The sequence below is a fragment of the Pseudomonas sp. GL-B-19 genome, from assembly GCF_019956415.1.
Lineage (GTDB): Bacteria > Pseudomonadota > Gammaproteobacteria > Pseudomonadales > Pseudomonadaceae > Aquipseudomonas.
The window spans coordinates 33,603-49,352 of the sequence record NZ_JAHBDK010000023.1 but is presented as its reverse complement, the minus strand read 5'-3'; the positions used below and the strand labels follow the sequence as shown (position 1 = coordinate 49,352).

The window sequence follows — 15,750 nt, the reverse complement described above, 5'->3', positions numbered from 1 at the left end:
CAGTACCCTTTTGACCAGATCTCTGGAGAAACACATGACTTTTTCTCACCACGTCGCGGTCATAACCAGCGATGAGCAAGCCCTTGTCGTCGCCAGTGATCTGGCCGACGACTTCAAACGCGACAGCGCACTACGCGACCGTGAACGCCGTTTGCCGCACCCGGAGCTGGAGGTGTTTTCCCGCTCAGGCCTCTGGGGTATCAGCGTACCGAAGGAGTATGGCGGCGCCGGCGTGTCCAACGTGACGCTGGCCAAGGTGATCGCCTTGATTGCCCAGGCTGATGGTTCCCTCGGGCAAATCCCGCAAAACCATTTCTATGCCCTTGAAGTGCTGCGAGTGAACGGCAGCCATGAGCAAAAACAACGCCTGTATGCCGAAGTTTTGGCCGGCCAGCGCTTCGGCAATGCGCTCGCCGAGCTCGGTACGAAAACCGCTCACGACCGCGTTACCAGCCTCAAACGCGACGGTGACGGCTATCGCATCAACGGTCGCAAGTTCTACTCGACCGGCGCGATTTACGCACAACGCATCCCGACTTCGGTGGTGGATGAAAACGGCGTGCAGCAACTGGCGTTCGTCCCCCGCGACAGCCAAGGCCTGACGGTCATCGACGACTGGAGCGGCTTTGGCCAGCGCACCACCGGCAGCGGTTCGGTGGTGTTCGACGACGTGTATGTGGCAGCCGAGGACGTGATCCCGTTCCAAAGCGCTTTCGAACGTCCGACCACCGTCGGCCCGCTGGCGCAGATCCTCCACGCCGCCATCGACACCGGCATCGCCCGCGCAGCCTATGAAGATGCGCTGCATTTTGTACGGACCAAAACCCGGCCGTGGATTGATGCTACTCATGAAAAAGCCACCGACGACCCGCTGACCCTCAAAAGTTTCGGTCACTTGAGCATTCGCCTGCACGCCGCCGAAGCCCTGCTGGAACGCTCCGGCGAATTCCTCGACAAGGCTCAAGCCGAAACCAACGCCGAAACCGTCGCCGCCGCCTCGATTGCCGTCGCGGAAGCCCGGGCCATCAGCACCGAAATATCCCTCGCCGCCGGCAGCACGCTGTTCGAACTGGCCGGCAGCCAGGCAACGTTGATCGAACACGGACTGGATCGCCACTGGCGCAACGCACGCGTACACACCTTGCACGACCCGGTGCGCTGGAAATATCACGCGGTGGGCAACTTCTACCTGAACGATGAAAACCCTCCATTACGAGGGACCATCTGATGGCCAATGGCAAAAAGAAGATCCTGCTCAACGCGTTCAACATGAACTGCATCGGGCACATCAACCATGGCCTGTGGACGCATCCACGGGACAATTCCACGCAGTACAAGACGATCGAATACTGGACCGAACTGGCGAAACTGCTGGAGCGCGGGCTGTTCGACGGTTTGTTCATCGCCGACATCGTTGGTGTGTACGACGTCTACCAGAACTCGGTCGATGTGCCGCTGAAAGAATCGATCCAGCTGCCGGTCAACGACCCGCTGCTGCTGGTATCGGCCATGGCTGCCGTGACCAAAAATCTCGGCTTCGGCCTGACCGCCAACCTCACTTACGAACCGCCGTATTTGTTCGCCCGGCGCATGTCGACGCTCGATCACCTGAGCCGTGGCCGGGTCGGCTGGAACATCGTCACCGGCTACCTCGACAGCGCCGCCCAGGCCATGGGCCTGAGCGAGCAGGTCGAGCACGACCGCCGTTACGACCAGGCCGATGAATACCTGGAGGTGCTCTACAAACTCTGGGAAGGCAGCTGGGAAAACGGCGCGGTGCTCAACGACCGCGAGCAGCGGATCTACGCGCAACCGGAGAAAGTGCACAAGGTCGAGCACAAGGGCGAGTTCTATCAAGTCGAGGGGTATCACCTGTGCGAGCCGTCACCGCAGCGCACACCGGTGTTGTTCCAGGCCGGCAGTTCGGATCGCGGTTTGCTGTTCGCCGGGCGCCATGCCGAGTGCGTGTTCATCAGCGGCCAGAACAAACCGTTGACCAAAATCCAGGTGGACAAGGTTCGCGCCAGCGCCGTCGAGGCCGGGCGTAATCCCGAGGACATCAAGGTGTTCATGGGCCTGAACGTGATTGTCGGCGCCACTGAAGACTTGGCCTGGGCCAAGCACGCCGAGTACATGAGCTATGCCAGTGCCGAGGCCGGCGTCGCGCATTTTTCGGCGTCGACCGGGATCGATTTTTCCGAATACACCATCGACGAACCGATCCAGTACGTGAAGAGCAACGCGATCCAGTCGGCGACCAAAAACCTGCAAAACAACGACTGGACCCGCCGCAAATTGCTCGAGCAACACGCCCTCGGTGGCCGCTACATCACGGTGGTCGGTTCGCCCGAGCAAGTGGCGGACGAACTGGAATCCTGGATCGCCGAAACCGGCCTGGACGGCTTCAACCTGACACGGATTGTCACCCCGGAAAGCTATGTGGATTTCATTGAACTGGTGATCCCGGAGTTGCAGCGCCGAGGGTCGTACAAGACCGCTTATGACCAGGGCAGCTTGCGGGAGAAGCTGTTTCAGGGCGAAGCGCATTTGCCTGAGCAACACACCGGATCGGCGTTTCGCCGCTAAAAGCTTCGCTGGCAAGCCAGCTCCTACAGTGGATCTGTGGCGTTCACAAAACCCTGTAGGAGCTGGCTTGCCAGCGATGAGGCCCTAACAAACACCCCACATCTAATGCCCTGACTGGAATAACCATCATGACCAAGAACTATCTCTCTCAACCAGTCAAAGCACTGGCCCTGGCCCTCGGCCTGTTCAGCTCGGCGGTATTCGCCGCCGACGCGCCGTTGAAAATCGGCACCACCGCCGCCTTCGCCATCCCCTTGGAAGCCGCCGTCGAAGAAGCTAAAAAACAAGGCCTGCAAGTCGACCTGGTGGAGTTCAGCGACTGGATCGCTCCCAACGTCAGCCTTGCAGCCGGCGACATCGACGTGAACTATTTCCAGCACGTGCCATTCCTGGAAAATGCCAAGGCCGCTTCCGGTTTTGACCTGGTGCCGTTCGCGCCGGGGATCATCAACAACGTCGGCCTGTATTCGAAGAAATACAAAAGCTTCGAAGAACTCCCGCAAGGCGCCAGCGTGGCCATCGCCAACGACCCGATCAACAGCGGTCGCGGTCTGCAACTGTTGGCCAAGGCCGGCCTGATCACACTGAAACCGGGCGTCGGCTACAAGGCCACCGAAGACGACATCATCGCTAACCCGAAGAACATCAAAATCCTTCAGGTCGAAGCCGTGCAACTGGTGCGCGCCTATGACGATGCTGATCTGGTCCAGGGCTACCCGGCCTATATCCGCCTGGCGAAGACCTTCGATGCCGGCTCTGCCCTGCTGTTCGACGGCCTCGACCACAAGGAATACGTGATCCAGTTCGTGATCCAGCCCAAGAGCAAAACCGACCCGCGCCTGATCAAGTTCGTCGACATTTATCAGCACTCGCCAGCGGTTCGCGCAGCCTTGGACAAGGCCCACGGCAAGCTCTATCAAGCCGGTTGGGAAAGCTGAGCATGACGGCAGCCACCCTACGGCGACTGGAGATTCCAGAGCTCAAAAACGCTCAACACACCGAACTGCACCCGGAGCTCAATCGGGCTCATGTGCGCTTCATCGGTCTGGGTAAAACCTACAACGGCCAGCAAGGTCCGGTGGCGGCGTTGCACGGCATCGACCTGGCAATCCAGCACGGCGAAGTGTTCGGCATTATCGGCCGCAGCGGTGCCGGCAAGTCGTCGCTGATCCGCACCATCAACCGTCTGGAGCAACCGAGCACCGGCCGCGTGCTGATCGATCAGGTGGACATCGGCGAGTTCGATGAAGATCGCCTGGTGGCGCTGCGTCGACGGATCGGCATGATCTTCCAGCACTTCAACCTGATGTCGGCCAAAACGGTGTGGCAGAACGTCGAACTGCCGCTGAAAGTCGCCGGTGTACCCAAGGAGCAGCGCGAGCAAAAGGTGCGTGAACTGCTGGAACTGGTGGGCCTGCAAGGCAAGCACAAAGCCTACCCGGCGCAGTTGTCCGGCGGGCAGAAACAGCGCGTCGGCATCGCCCGCGCGTTGGTGCATGACCCGGCGATTTTGCTCTGCGACGAAGCCACTTCGGCGCTGGACCCGGAGACCACTCAATCGATCCTCGGCCTGCTGCGCGAGATCAACCAGCGCCTGGGTCTGACCATCGTCCTGATCACCCACGAGATGGCAGTGATCCGCGATATTTGCGACCGCGTCGTGGTGCTCGAACACGGCAAAATCGTCGAGCAAGGGCCGGTGTGGGAAGTCTTCGGCAACCCGCAGCATGAGGTGAGCAAGACCTTGCTCGCCCCCCTGCAACACGCCCTGCCGGCAGAACTGCAAAGCCGTTTGCGCCCACAACCGCAATCCTCGGACGCCGCTGTCGTGCTGCGTTTGCAGTTCACCGGCAGCGCCAGCGACGAACCGGATCTGGCGGCATTGTTCGCCGCCCTCGGCGGACGGGTGAAGTTGCTGCAAGGTGGCGTGGAACGGATTCAGGGCCATGCGCTGGGGCAATTGTTGTTGGCGGTCACCGGCTCGACTTTGGATGCCGAAGACTTGTGCCAGCGCGCCAGCCAGTGGGCGCAACAGGTGGAGGTGCTGGGTTATGTGGTTTGATCGCTTGCTGCAAGGTTTCATCGATACCTTCCTGATGGTCGGCGTGTCGTCATTGATCGCGCTGCTGGTGGGTATTCCGCTGGCGGTGTTTCTGGTCACCAGTTCCAAGGGCGGCATCTACGAAGCACCGACGCTGAATCGCGCATTGGGCGCGTTCGTGAACCTGTTCCGCTCGATTCCGTTTTTGATTCTGATGGTGGCGCTGATTCCGTTTACCCGACTCATCGTCGGCACCACGTATGGCGTCTGGGCGGCCGTCGTGCCGCTGACCATCGCCGCGACGCCGTTCTTTGCACGGATTGCCGAAGTCAGCTTGCGCGAGGTCGATTTCGGCTTGATCGAGGCCGCGCAGGCGATGGGATGTCGGCGTTGGCACATTGTCTGGCATGTGCTGCTGCCGGAAGCGCTGCCGGGGATTGTCGGCGGTTTCACCATCACTCTGGTGACCATGATCAACTCGTCGGCCATGGCCGGGGCGATTGGCGCCGGCGGATTGGGCGACATCGCCTATCGCTATGGGTATCAGCGCTTTGACAGCCAGATCATGCTGACGGTGATTGTGTTGCTGGTGGTGTTGGTGGCGGTGATTCAGCTTGGCGGGGATCGGTTGGCGCGGGGGCTCAACAAGCGTTGAATACGGTGCGGTTAAAGGGCCTTTGTGGCGAGGGAGTCCCCTCCCCGTCTTCGACGCCGCGCTGTCGCGTAAATAACGCGAGAAAGGAAAATTCAAAAAGCGCAGTTCTTATTTTTGGGAAACAAACCTGCCCTTTCGCGTCCCTTGTGGATAGATGGAGCGCGTGGCCTTGTCCAAATGCGCCCCCTGGCGCGCAAAGGTGGACACTTCATTGTGCCGACGACTGCGCATCCAGGTGATCCACCCCAGCAGCTCAGGGTGCCCCAACGCTTCGATCAATAACAAAAACTGCTCACGCCAGCGTGTACTACCGCCCATGCCCAAACCTGAGCGCCGTTTCAGATCGTGGATACTTTCGCCATCCATCACCCCTTTCATGAAATCGACCCACAGTTCAGCTCGAATCATCCCGGCCAGCGGAGTCCCGGACAGAATGGAAAAGCAGGTCACGCAGGGATCACATTTGAACTTCGGGCGAATACCTTTAATTCGGTAGGTCCTCGTCCCGCCACATCTGGGGCACGTCGCGTGCTGGGCATTCAACGTCGTCTCGATCCAGGTGATGACTGCTTGCTGTTGCGCCGCAATGTGCTCGGGTGGTTGCAGATTTTCCCGGTAATGACGTGTCGTCCACCACTGGTGCAGCTCTGGACACTCCTCAGCCATGACCTCCCGGACCGCCTGCCCCCAACTGAAATAGACTTTGTGGTTCACCCTCAAACGAGGCGCTTTCCGGACGCTGGACCAACCGGCCAGCAGGTACACCGCAAACGTTGACCACAGGTCCATCCGGCGCAGGTGTGCAAAGGGCGAATCGCTCAAACTGTTGCAGCTCTTGCGACAGGAACAGCAGTAGTAACGCGGGAGTCGTTGCCGGACCAGATGAGTCTGGCGGGTCAAGTTGGTATTGCCACACCAAGGGCAGTACTTCACTCGCCGATACGGCAACTCGTGCAGATAGCGGATCAAGCGATTGGCGTCGGGGCGCAGATTCGCCGGGAGGCACACGTCGTAATCCGGTAAATCAGCGTGTCCGGGGATTGGTATGGAGGAAGGTGCAGGCATGACAGTCTCTAAGACCTTTCCAACAGCAACGGTTGCTCGACCATCGTGGCCAGTTCAGCCTCGCGTTTGGCGATGGCTTGTTCCATCTCCGGGGACCGTTTGACCCACTGTTCCGGGGAGAGTGGTTTTGACCATTCGATGATCTCGGGATAAGGCAAGCTGCGAATATCCGGTGCGAGCTCTGGCGCCGGGGATTGGTTTTTTCGCTTGAACAGTTTCCTAAACATCGACCGTCGCCATTTCTTCTCGGGTAAACAACCAGAAAGGGGCCTTGCCGGTACCGCTCGGCAAGCTTTCCACCGGGTCGAGTTTGAACTGACCCTTGGCCGGCAGGCGTACACCGCGCTCCGTCGCAATGTACAAATTACGCTCGGCTTCCAGTGGGTCATCCATACGGAGGGCCAAGGAGAAATCCGACGTACTCAATGCAGCCCCGCCGCTTTGCAGGCATCGACAAAGTTCACGCCTTTTTTGTCCATGGCGGTTTTCACCTGTGCGTTGGCTTTTTGCAGTGCCGGGCTGGGTTTGGCCCATTGTTCGGGGGGCAGCGGCTGGGACCAGGCCTGCACCTGTTCGGGCAGCGTCGGGCGACCCTTGCGGTGGGCCCATTCGGCGATCAGGTAGGGCATTTTCCAGAACACCAGCACTCTTCTGATGTACCACCAGCGCAAAGGCCAGCGCGTCCGTTTTCCGTAGCCGTAACGGTGTCGCTGTTCGGCGGTTAGGTGCGCGCCATCGTCATCTAAAGAACCCATGAAGCGTGCGCCTTTACGTTCGATCTCAAAGGTATGCAGGCCCTCATAGGGTTTGAGTTCATCCTCGGTCGGCGTCAGTCCCAAAATGACGAGCATGGGGTTGGGCGCATCCACCAACTCCCCCTCTTCCATGTAGTTACGAATGGACGTCCACATGCCCAATGCATGGGCATCGCTAGGTTGGGCCGAGAGCACAAACTGCACGGTGTCGTGCTCTTCGTCTTCCAGCCCCATGCCAAAGGTGTGATCGCGCATGGCGCCGTAGCTGGTGATGCCCTGACTGCTCGCGACCCAGGCCACCACGCTTTCCCAGGGGACGATCAGGACGCGGTGGGTGGTGTCGTCGATGTAGCAGACTTCGCGGCGTTGGCGGTTGAACCGAACCGGGTAGCTTTTGGCCGCGGCGAAGACGCCGGAGAGCATCCCGTAAACCATGGCTCCAATTGGGAGGATGAATAGAAGTGCGTAACTAGAAAATACCTTGATCGCATCGATGAAATCATTGAACGGTGTAGGGAAATTTTCTGGATAGAAAAGCACCCCCTGCATGATTACGAAACTGGGGGCTACAAATGCAGTGAGCAAAGGCAACCAGATTCCAAATGCCAGGATCTTCCCCTGCTCAACCATCCCCCGGTTGTTCCCGCCCAGCTCCAGATAGGTTTCATTCATCTGCGAAAAGTTACGGAGGGACACTTGCACCTGCCCGGTGTACACCGGTAACGGGGCTAGGAACAAAGTTTCATTCAAACCCTTGACCCGCAGTTCCCCGGCACTGGGTCGCTGGCTGCGGATATCCAGTGCGGGCTCTGTGCTGTCAGCTTTGCTCTTGCGTTTGAACAGTGTCCTAAACATCGACCGTCGCCATTTCTTCTCGGGTAAACAACCAGAAAGGGGCTTTGCCTGTACCGCTCGGCATGCTTTCCACCGGGTTGAGTTCAAACCGGCCCTTGGCCGGCAGACGGACGCCGCGCTCCGTCGCAATGTACAAATTACGCTCGGCTTCCAGTGGGTCATCCATACGGAGGGCCAAGGAGAAATCCGACGTACTCAATGCAGCCCCGCCGCTTTGCAGGCATCGACAAAGTTCACGCCTTTTTTGTCCATGGCGGTTTTCACCTGTGCGTTGGCTTTTTGCAGTGCCGGGCTGGGTTTGGCCCATTGTTCGGGAGGCAGCGGCTGGGACCAGGCCTGCACCTGTTCGGGCAGCGTCGGGCGACCCTTGCGGTGGGCCCATTCGGCGATCAGGTAGGGCATTTTCCAGAACACCAGCACTCTTCTGATGTACCACCAGCGCAAAGGCCAGCGCGTCCGTTTTCCGTAGCCGTAACGGTGTCGCTGTTCGGCGGTTAGGTGCGCGCCATCGTCATCTAAAGAACCCATGAAGCGTGCGCCTTTACGTTCGATCTCAAAGGTATGCAGGCCCTCATAGGGTTTGAGTTCATCCTCGGTCGGCGTCAGTCCCAAAATGACGAGCATGGGGTTGGGCGCATCGACCAGTTCCCCCTCTTCCATGTAGTTACGAATGGACGTCCACATGCCCAGCGCATGGGCATCGCTGGGTTGGGACGACAGCACAAACTGCACGGTGTCGCGCTCTTCGTCTTCCAGGCCCATGCCAAAGGTGTGATCGCGCATGGCGCCGTAGCTGGTGATGCCCTGACTGCTCGCGACCCAGGCCACCACGCTTTCCCAAGGGACGATCAGGACGCGGTGGGTGGTGTCGTCGATGTAGCAGACTTCGCGGCGTTGGCGGTTGAAACGTACGGGGTAGCTTTTGGCCGAGGTGAAGACGCCAGAGAACATGCCGTATACGAAGGCGCCAACAGGAAGAATAAATAGAAGTGAACCAGTGGCGAACACTTGCAAAGCATCCCCAACAATGTCGAAAAATTTTCGATCAATCTCAGGGGGACTAAAAGCAACAAGCCATAAACAAATAAGAACAGGCGCAAAAAAAGCAGTAACCAAAACCATCCATATCTGGAACGCCAATCTTTTCCCCAGCTCCACCATCCCGAAGTTGTTACCCCCCAGTTCCAGATAGGTCTCGTTCATTTCTGAAAAGTTACGACGGGACACTTGCGCCTGCCCGGTGTACACCGGCAATGGGGCGAGGAACAACGTTTCATTCAAACCCTTGACCCGCAGTTGCCCGGCACTGGGTCGCTGACTGCGGATATCCGGTGCTGGCTCTGGGGCTGAGGATTTTTTTTGCGTTTGAACAGGCTTTTAAACATCGACCGTCGCCATTTCTTCTCGAGTAAATAACCAGAAAGGCGCCTTGCCTGTACCGTTCGGCAAGCTCTCCACCGGGTCGAGTTTAAACCGTCCCTTGGCCGGCAGACGGACGCCGCGCTCCGTTGCAATGTACAAATTACGCAGCACAAAACAGGTGCGGTGAATCAAATCACGCTCGGCTTCCAATTGGTAACCGATGTTGAGGGCCAGAGCAAAATCGGGGGTTTGCAGGGAGTCGCTGATCGGCAGATGGAGGGTCAACCCCTCTTCTTCCTGGCTGGCGACAAACGACACGGCGGCCCACGCCGCGCTGCTTTCCTGCCAGCGCAGAGGTGGTAAATGGGCGCTGTAAGGACGGGGTATATGCAGATCACGGGTTTGCTGGTACGCCTGCAGTTGCAATTGGCGACTGTCCATTTCCCGTGTACGAACACCGGGCAGCAGCAGTTTCAGGTAGGTGCGTTTATCGTCGCGGATCAGTTCGCAGGTCGGTTGCTGCACCACCTTCGCCAACGCGCTCCAGTCATCCGGCAGGCTGCGTTGCAGGTTCTGCGTCCCCCAGGCACTGGCTTGTAGCCATTTTTGCAGGGCGTCCAGATTGAAGTAGCTATAAAGACCTTCGCCCGTCAATTGCAGGGCGGTGCCGATTAACCCCACCAGGTTGGCTTTAACGCCGATACTCACCAGCCGAGGGCTGGCTTCGGCCCAAGCCAGGGCCCGCAGTTCGGTGGGCTTTTTCAGGATGTGGGTAATGATCGACGTCGTGTGTTTAGCGCCCCAAGTATTGGTACCCACCAGGATGGCATCACCGGTCATTTGCAGGGTCGTGGCCGCCAATCCTTTGTAATCACCTGCGGCCAGCGACTTCCCCCATTGCTGAGAGTGTTTACCCAGATCAATTGCAGCGGCCAGAGCACCAAATCCAAAAGCGCCAGCCCCAGCAATACCGGCCCAGCGTCCCAGGCGGCTCATGGTATTGAGCTTGCCGGCGGCACTGTCCATTTGCTCGATATGTGCCTGCAAGATCGTCACCGACAAGCCTTGTACCGCGGCAAAACCAGCAGCCGACATACCGACGAATGATTCAAAGAGCGCCCCCCATTCGGATAGAGATGGATCTGTTTTCTTATCAAGCGCATTCAACGCCTCAACAAACTTCTGCCCCTGAAACACAAACAACAACAGCGCAACCCCATCGCCCCCGGACTTCATCGCGCTACCCAGTGGCTTGCCAAACGTCCCGGTCGCGCGAAAATCACGCACGGTCCGGTGCATTTCGTCACGCAGTGACGGCGCCATGCCATCGATCACCGTGCCGATCTGCCCCGGGCTGCCGCTGCCGACGGTCAAGGCTCGGCTGAGGCTGTCTTCCAACGGCGCCAGCCTGGCCTTGAGTTGATTGATGTGCTGGTTAAAAGCCTGCTCGCCACCCGGTACCACAAGACCGCTGGTGAGCCGCGACAACTCGCGATGGCGCTGTTTGTAGGTGTCCTTGAGCTGGCTCCGCAGGTCGAGGGCGGCATCGCGGGTCTGATTGAACGCTTGAATTTCAGAGGCCGACGCCGCCCGCAAGGTCAAACCACTGCGGGAGAACTCTCGCAGCAGTTGCAGGCGTGCCGGTGCGCCGATGTCGCGTATGAAGTTGTTGGGGTCAATTGGCTGTTTCCGTTTGAATTCGTTATGTGCTCTGTCTAGCTGATCTGCAGCGATGAGCTGATGCGCGGGAATGTAGGCGCTATCAAGCAAACTTTGCAGCCCCCTGAACCGCGTATTCAGATCCACAAAGTTGGGCAGTCGTTCGGTCATCAGGCTGTTGAACTGGTTGGCGAGCAGGTTGACGTTGGCAAGACTCTCCTGGGCCGTGCCTACTTTGATCGAGAAGCTGCTCAAGTCCGCCAGCTTTTTGCCCACCTCCAACTGGTCAGCCAGTGTCAGGGTGTCCAGTCCAGGCACGACGGTGAGCAGGTTGTTTTCCAGGTAGGCGGCCAGTTTTTCCGTCGCCGCGCGATTCGAGCACAGCGCGGCCACGCAGACGAATTCGGTCTCCAGGCGATGCTTGATTAGCCCATCGTGCTGGAAGTCGTAATACCAGGCGGCACGGTGAAAATAGCCACCGGTAATCATCTTCAAACGATCTTCGCGGATGGCCTGAAGCCGCTGATGCCAATGACTCAGCAGGGTTTGCTGCTGGCTGACGAAGGCCTCCATCGCGGGTCGGTTGACCAGATCATCGATACCACGCTGGCCGATTTTTTCGCCATACAGGGCGTCCTTCGATTGTTGCTCAAGCTGGCCGATGGTTTTGGCGTGTTTTTGCCACTTAGCCTCACCCAAGGTGTCGTACATGGTGAACCATGCCTGAACCCCCGGATTAGGGGAGTTTCGCCAAAACGCGATATCGTCGTATTGACTCGGCCCTCCCGACTCGCGTCTTTTTTGCAGGTGCTCCTGAATCGCGGCCTGCTGCTCGGGCGTGGTGTCCTGCGTCAGGGCTTGAACCCCAGGATCCGTTGCGCTCAACGCCTCCAGTCGCGCTGGACTCGCATCGTACAAAGACTGGATGTAAGCGCCCGTGAGGTACTGCCGCTGACCTTCGTCGTCGGCACTCCATTGCTCAATCCAGTCGGCCACCTTCAGTTGTGCACTGGCCAGATCGCGCATGACGCCAATGTCATCGCGCAAAACCAAAAACAGGTAATCGTCCTGATAAGGACCGAGCACCTGGCTGGTGAACGCTTCAATCGCCGTTTCTTGAAACAGCGGCGTATCTTCCCAGCTATACGGCTGACGCTCTTGCGGGTTGGCGCCTTCGGGCAATACCTTCTTCGCATCAGTTTGCGAAGTGTTCTCTGCCACTTCCGCCAGCCAGTTTTCGGCCTGCTGTTTGCTCAGCAAGTCAGTCCCACCCTTTACCGGGCAAGCACTCGCCAGATCGATGCGTTGCATCAAGCGTTCACGTTCGGTGCTGTTTTTCAGGACTTGCGAGCACTTGTACGCCGTCCACTGCATTTCCGAATAGCTGGCGTACAAGGTGTGTTGCCGAACAAAGACCAAATGAGGATCACCTACCGAAGCGGTGCGCGAGTCGGCGGCGACTTCTTGGCTGTTCCATAGCAGTTTGGTGATCTGCCCTTGTTCAAGGGCGTATTCATGCAGATGGCCCGTGCCGGTGTCGATGAGGTACAGGAAGCCATCACGCAACAACCGGATACCGAGGGGCTGGCTGTCCAGTGTGAACGGCATGGACAGTTCGGAGGATGGGTCAAGGTATTCGACCAACCCGTAACGCAACGGCAGCAACTGCACTTTTTTGCTCATCAACGAGCATTGCCCTACCGGGGAGCGGACGTCCTTGGCGCTCTTGGCCATGGCGGCGGTATTGGCACTGTTTTTTGGCGGTTGTTGGGCAGTCATTGTCGGCTCCCTTGTGGGTCTGCGGCCCGGCTTTGAGCCAGTTCGGCAGCGCGTTGCACACGCGTCAGAGGGGAATGCTGGGTTGATACCGTCAGTAGCTCGACAATGTCCGCGTGATCGGCCAACGGTCGCCCGGCCAAGTAACCGAGAACATTGGCGTAAAGGGTGATTTCCTGCTCCGACGTGAAGCCCTGCTGGTAAGCCTCTTGAGCCACTTGCTGGGCATAACGCAGGCGTTCCTGCGCCGGATATGACGCCATAAACTCGGGGAAATACGTGTGCAAGTGCTCACTCAAACCCAACACCGAACGACGAAACTCAACCTCCCCTAGCGCCGTGAGTTCCTGGTCTGTCAGCCGATAGGTGTCGCAAGGTTCTGGCGCTGCGTGAGCGGGACGTGCGTGTTGGTGCCATGTCGCTTGAAGGGCATCAGGCAAACACACGTGTTCGATAGGACCAAACCAGCGTGCGCTTTGTGCTTGCTGTGCAAGACCGAGCAATTGATGCATGACCGCCGGGTCGGCGATACGCGGCATGACCTCAATACCACTCGGGTGTTCGACGGTCAGCAGGCGACGCCAATGCTTACTGAGCATTAACGCGTCAACGGCGCTGAACAGCAGATAGCCCCATTCAAGTGCGGCGTTTTCCTGGTAGTACGCCAGCAATGGATCGTGCGCACCTTTGAGCGAGATCAAATAGGGTGAGATGTCCGACAGTTCCCGCAATCGGGAGCCTTGGTACAGACAAACTGCCGGGTTATCCCAGCGGAGCAGACGGTGCGCCAGTTTTGACGCGCTGACACCGTCCAGGAGCAAGTAGGCAGGCATTGTCCAAGGCAAATCATCCGGCAGTGGTGGTAACTCAAACATTGGCTTGCCCCCCCTGTAGTTGATCGGCTTCGCAAACCGCACAGATCGGCTTTTTGGCCATCAAGGCCAAACGCTGCGTTGGAGGTAACAAGGGCACTTGAAGAGCGATAGATGCGGCCTGCTCAGCCGATAGCGCCGAAGTGGGTGGAACCCCGGCCATCGGCGCCCCACCCTGAACAATAACCACACTGCTGAAAATACCGGCGGCGTTGATCACGATGTGCTGACCGCCACACTCAATCGTCAAGCTCGAATCGCCCTTGATCACCACATGTGCAGCAGTGACATGCGCGTGAGGCCCGGCCTGAATCACCAGCGTGCCCTCTGCCGTCGTGCTGCTGTTGCCGCTGATGGTGATCAATTCGTTGCCGCCGATCACGGTATTGCGCGCACCTTCGGTGGTGTGCAACTCGTCACCCTTGATCAGGCTCGCGCTGTGGTGGTCGACCTGTTCGAAGCGGTCGTTGCTGATCAGGCTGTGGCTGTCACGGGTGATCTGTTCGCGGCGGTCATTACCAATGTTGGTATCGCTGTCGTTGAGGATCAGGTGTTCGAGGTCGCGTTGGGCGCGCAGGTAGATTTTCTCCTGCCCCGCGCGGTCTTCGAGCGACAGTTCGTTGTAACCACCGCTGTACGGGGAGCTTTGGCTGCGCAGGACGGTTTTGGTTTTGTGTTCGGGCAAGGGGTATGGCACCGCATTGACCTTGTTCGGCGCGCACCCGGTAATGAACGGATGATCGGGATTGCCGTCTTGAAAGGTGACGATGACTTCCATGCCGACACGCGGAATCGTCATCGCACCGAAATGTGGACCCGCCCATTGCGTCGAGACGCGCAGCCAGCAGCTGCTTTTTTCACTGTTGAGCTCGGCCCGGTCCCACGGCAGCTCAATCTTCACGCGACCATACTCATCACAGTAGATCTCTTCGCCGGCAGGTCCGGTGACGCGGGCGGTCTGGCTCACCAGCAGCGTTGTGCGTGAGCGCATCGGCGGCCGGTAAATCACGTCCCATGGCAGGACGCTGAAGCGGTTGCGATAGCCTTGGGTGAAGCCGTCTGCGGGTTGGACGTCGCTGGTGATGGCTTCTTCCAGTGACTGCGGCTGTTTTCCGGAATGCGTCACGCGGAGCAACAGCCACAAGTCGTTGCGGGCTTGGCGGGGGTGATTGGTCAGGTCAAAAAAGTGCCCACTGCGCAGGCTCGGCTGATCGCTCTGGCCCTCGATCAACTGGTAATCGGTACGGTGGCGTTCCAAGTCCTGGCGAACATGTTGTTTGCCGCGCTGTTCGTTATCGAGCAGAACCCGGTAACGGTAGTCTTCAAGTTCAGGCGTAAACTCGGCCGTGAAGCGGTTTTCCAGCAGCAGATTCGGGCGTTGGAAGTCGTAGTGCCGGCGGGTGGTGGTGCTGGTGCGGGTGCTGAAACGCATCGAGAACTGGCTGACGACCGGTTCGTCAGCCACCATGCCGGAGTCCTGTTGATAAGCGGTTTCGCCCAGTTTGGGAAACCAGGTCTGGTCGTCAGTGAACACCAGCACATGGCCTTGCAGGGAATGCTGGAAATGCCATGCGATGCCGTCTTCGGCACACAGCCGCTGGACGAACTCGTAATCACTTTCCCCATACTGCGTGCAGTACTCGCGCTCGGCGCTGGTACTGACATGGAAGGTAAACGCATCGGCCTGAATGCCGTGACCTTTGAGCACCTTGGTAATGATTTGCGGCACGGTCAGGTGCTGGAAAATCCGTTGGTCGTAACTGAACTGCAAATAGTGAAGCGCTGGCACCAGGGTCAGCTGATAGCGGGTCAGGCGTTTGCCGGACTCTCCGACGAGCGCGTCTTCGATACGGCCGTGAATGCCTTCGCCGTTATGACCGAACTGGAGAAATGCGGGTTGGCTGAGCAAGCTTTCCAGATCGAAATCCGGGTTTTCGCTGACCAGTTCAACCTGGATCGCGTACAAGGCACTGATGGCCTCGACACCGTCGAAGGCGAGGACTTTGAAATCATTGCGAACAGCAGGGATGTGTAGCGTGAAATGCGCCGTGTTGGCCGAACCGAACATACGCTTATCCTTAAGCAAAGAGGAAATGAAGCGCGATGTCCAAACCGTCCATGGTC

General features: G+C 58.5%; 14 protein-coding genes. 5 read left to right on the top strand and 9 right to left on the bottom strand.

Annotation, left to right across the window (positions count from 1 at the left end):
- The first annotated feature begins 34 nt into the window (after positions 1-34).
- The 5 genes from KGB06_RS09720 (at position 35) to KGB06_RS09700 (ending at position 5,282) form a co-directional block, all read left to right on the top strand.
- A complete protein-coding gene (locus tag KGB06_RS09720) occupies positions 35-1,228 on the top strand; it encodes an SfnB family sulfur acquisition oxidoreductase (RefSeq protein ID WP_223514586.1) in 1,194 nt (397 codons plus the stop codon).
- On the top strand, positions 1,228-2,586 hold the full coding sequence (locus KGB06_RS09715; RefSeq protein WP_223514584.1) for an LLM class flavin-dependent oxidoreductase: 1,359 nt from the start codon (positions 1,228-1,230) through the stop codon (positions 2,584-2,586). The genes KGB06_RS09720 and KGB06_RS09715 overlap by 1 nt, the downstream gene beginning before the upstream one ends.
- 128 nt (positions 2,587-2,714) lie before the next feature.
- A complete protein-coding gene (locus KGB06_RS09710; protein WP_223514582.1) occupies positions 2,715-3,524 on the top strand; it encodes a MetQ/NlpA family ABC transporter substrate-binding protein in 810 nt (269 codons plus the stop codon).
- 2 nt (positions 3,525-3,526) lie between these two features.
- A complete protein-coding gene (locus KGB06_RS09705; RefSeq protein WP_223514580.1) occupies positions 3,527-4,648 on the top strand; it encodes a methionine ABC transporter ATP-binding protein in 1,122 nt (373 codons plus the stop codon).
- Positions 4,638-5,282 carry a methionine ABC transporter permease gene (locus tag KGB06_RS09700; RefSeq protein WP_046031334.1) on the top strand — a complete coding sequence of 215 codons (645 nt, stop codon included), beginning with the start codon at positions 4,638-4,640 and terminating at the stop codon, positions 5,280-5,282. Before KGB06_RS09705 ends, KGB06_RS09700 begins: the two co-directional genes overlap by 11 nt.
- 108 nt (positions 5,283-5,390) lie before the next feature.
- Here KGB06_RS09700 and KGB06_RS09695 read toward each other — a convergent pair whose 3' ends face one another.
- The 9 genes from KGB06_RS09695 to tssI all read right to left on the bottom strand — a co-directional run bounded on the left by KGB06_RS09695 (position 5,391) and on the right by tssI (position 15,694).
- Positions 5,391-6,104, bottom strand: coding sequence for a hypothetical protein (locus KGB06_RS09695; RefSeq protein WP_223514578.1), 714 nt, complete (start codon positions 6,102-6,104; stop codon positions 5,391-5,393).
- A 251-nt stretch (positions 6,105-6,355) separates the two neighbouring features.
- Positions 6,356-6,574, bottom strand: a complete 219-nt coding sequence (locus KGB06_RS09690) for a hypothetical protein (RefSeq protein ID WP_223514779.1) — start codon at positions 6,572-6,574, stop codon at positions 6,356-6,358.
- On the bottom strand, positions 6,567-6,752 hold the full coding sequence (locus tag KGB06_RS09685) for a hypothetical protein (RefSeq protein WP_223514576.1): 186 nt from the start codon (positions 6,750-6,752) through the stop codon (positions 6,567-6,569). The genes KGB06_RS09690 and KGB06_RS09685 overlap by 8 nt, the downstream gene beginning before the upstream one ends.
- 17 nt (positions 6,753-6,769) lie before the next feature.
- On the bottom strand, positions 6,770-7,774 hold the full coding sequence (locus KGB06_RS09680; RefSeq protein WP_223514574.1) for a DUF6708 domain-containing protein: 1,005 nt from the start codon (positions 7,772-7,774) through the stop codon (positions 6,770-6,772).
- A 175-nt stretch (positions 7,775-7,949) separates the two neighbouring features.
- Positions 7,950-8,135, bottom strand: coding sequence for a hypothetical protein (locus KGB06_RS09675; RefSeq protein WP_223514572.1), 186 nt, complete (start codon positions 8,133-8,135; stop codon positions 7,950-7,952).
- Between the two features lie 17 nt (positions 8,136-8,152).
- Positions 8,153-9,238, bottom strand: coding sequence for a DUF6708 domain-containing protein (locus KGB06_RS09670; protein ID WP_223514570.1), 1,086 nt, complete (start codon positions 9,236-9,238; stop codon positions 8,153-8,155).
- Between the two features lie 96 nt (positions 9,239-9,334).
- Positions 9,335-12,757, bottom strand: a complete 3,423-nt coding sequence (locus KGB06_RS09665; protein ID WP_223514568.1) for a toxin VasX — start codon at positions 12,755-12,757, stop codon at positions 9,335-9,337.
- Positions 12,754-13,629, bottom strand: coding sequence for a DUF4123 domain-containing protein (locus KGB06_RS09660; protein ID WP_223514566.1), 876 nt, complete (start codon positions 13,627-13,629; stop codon positions 12,754-12,756). Before KGB06_RS09660 ends, KGB06_RS09665 begins: the two co-directional genes overlap by 4 nt.
- Positions 13,622-15,694, bottom strand: a complete 2,073-nt coding sequence (gene tssI / locus KGB06_RS09655) for a type VI secretion system tip protein TssI/VgrG (RefSeq protein ID WP_223514565.1) — start codon at positions 15,692-15,694, stop codon at positions 13,622-13,624. The genes KGB06_RS09660 and tssI overlap by 8 nt, the downstream gene beginning before the upstream one ends.
- Positions 15,695-15,750: the final 56 nt, after the last annotated feature.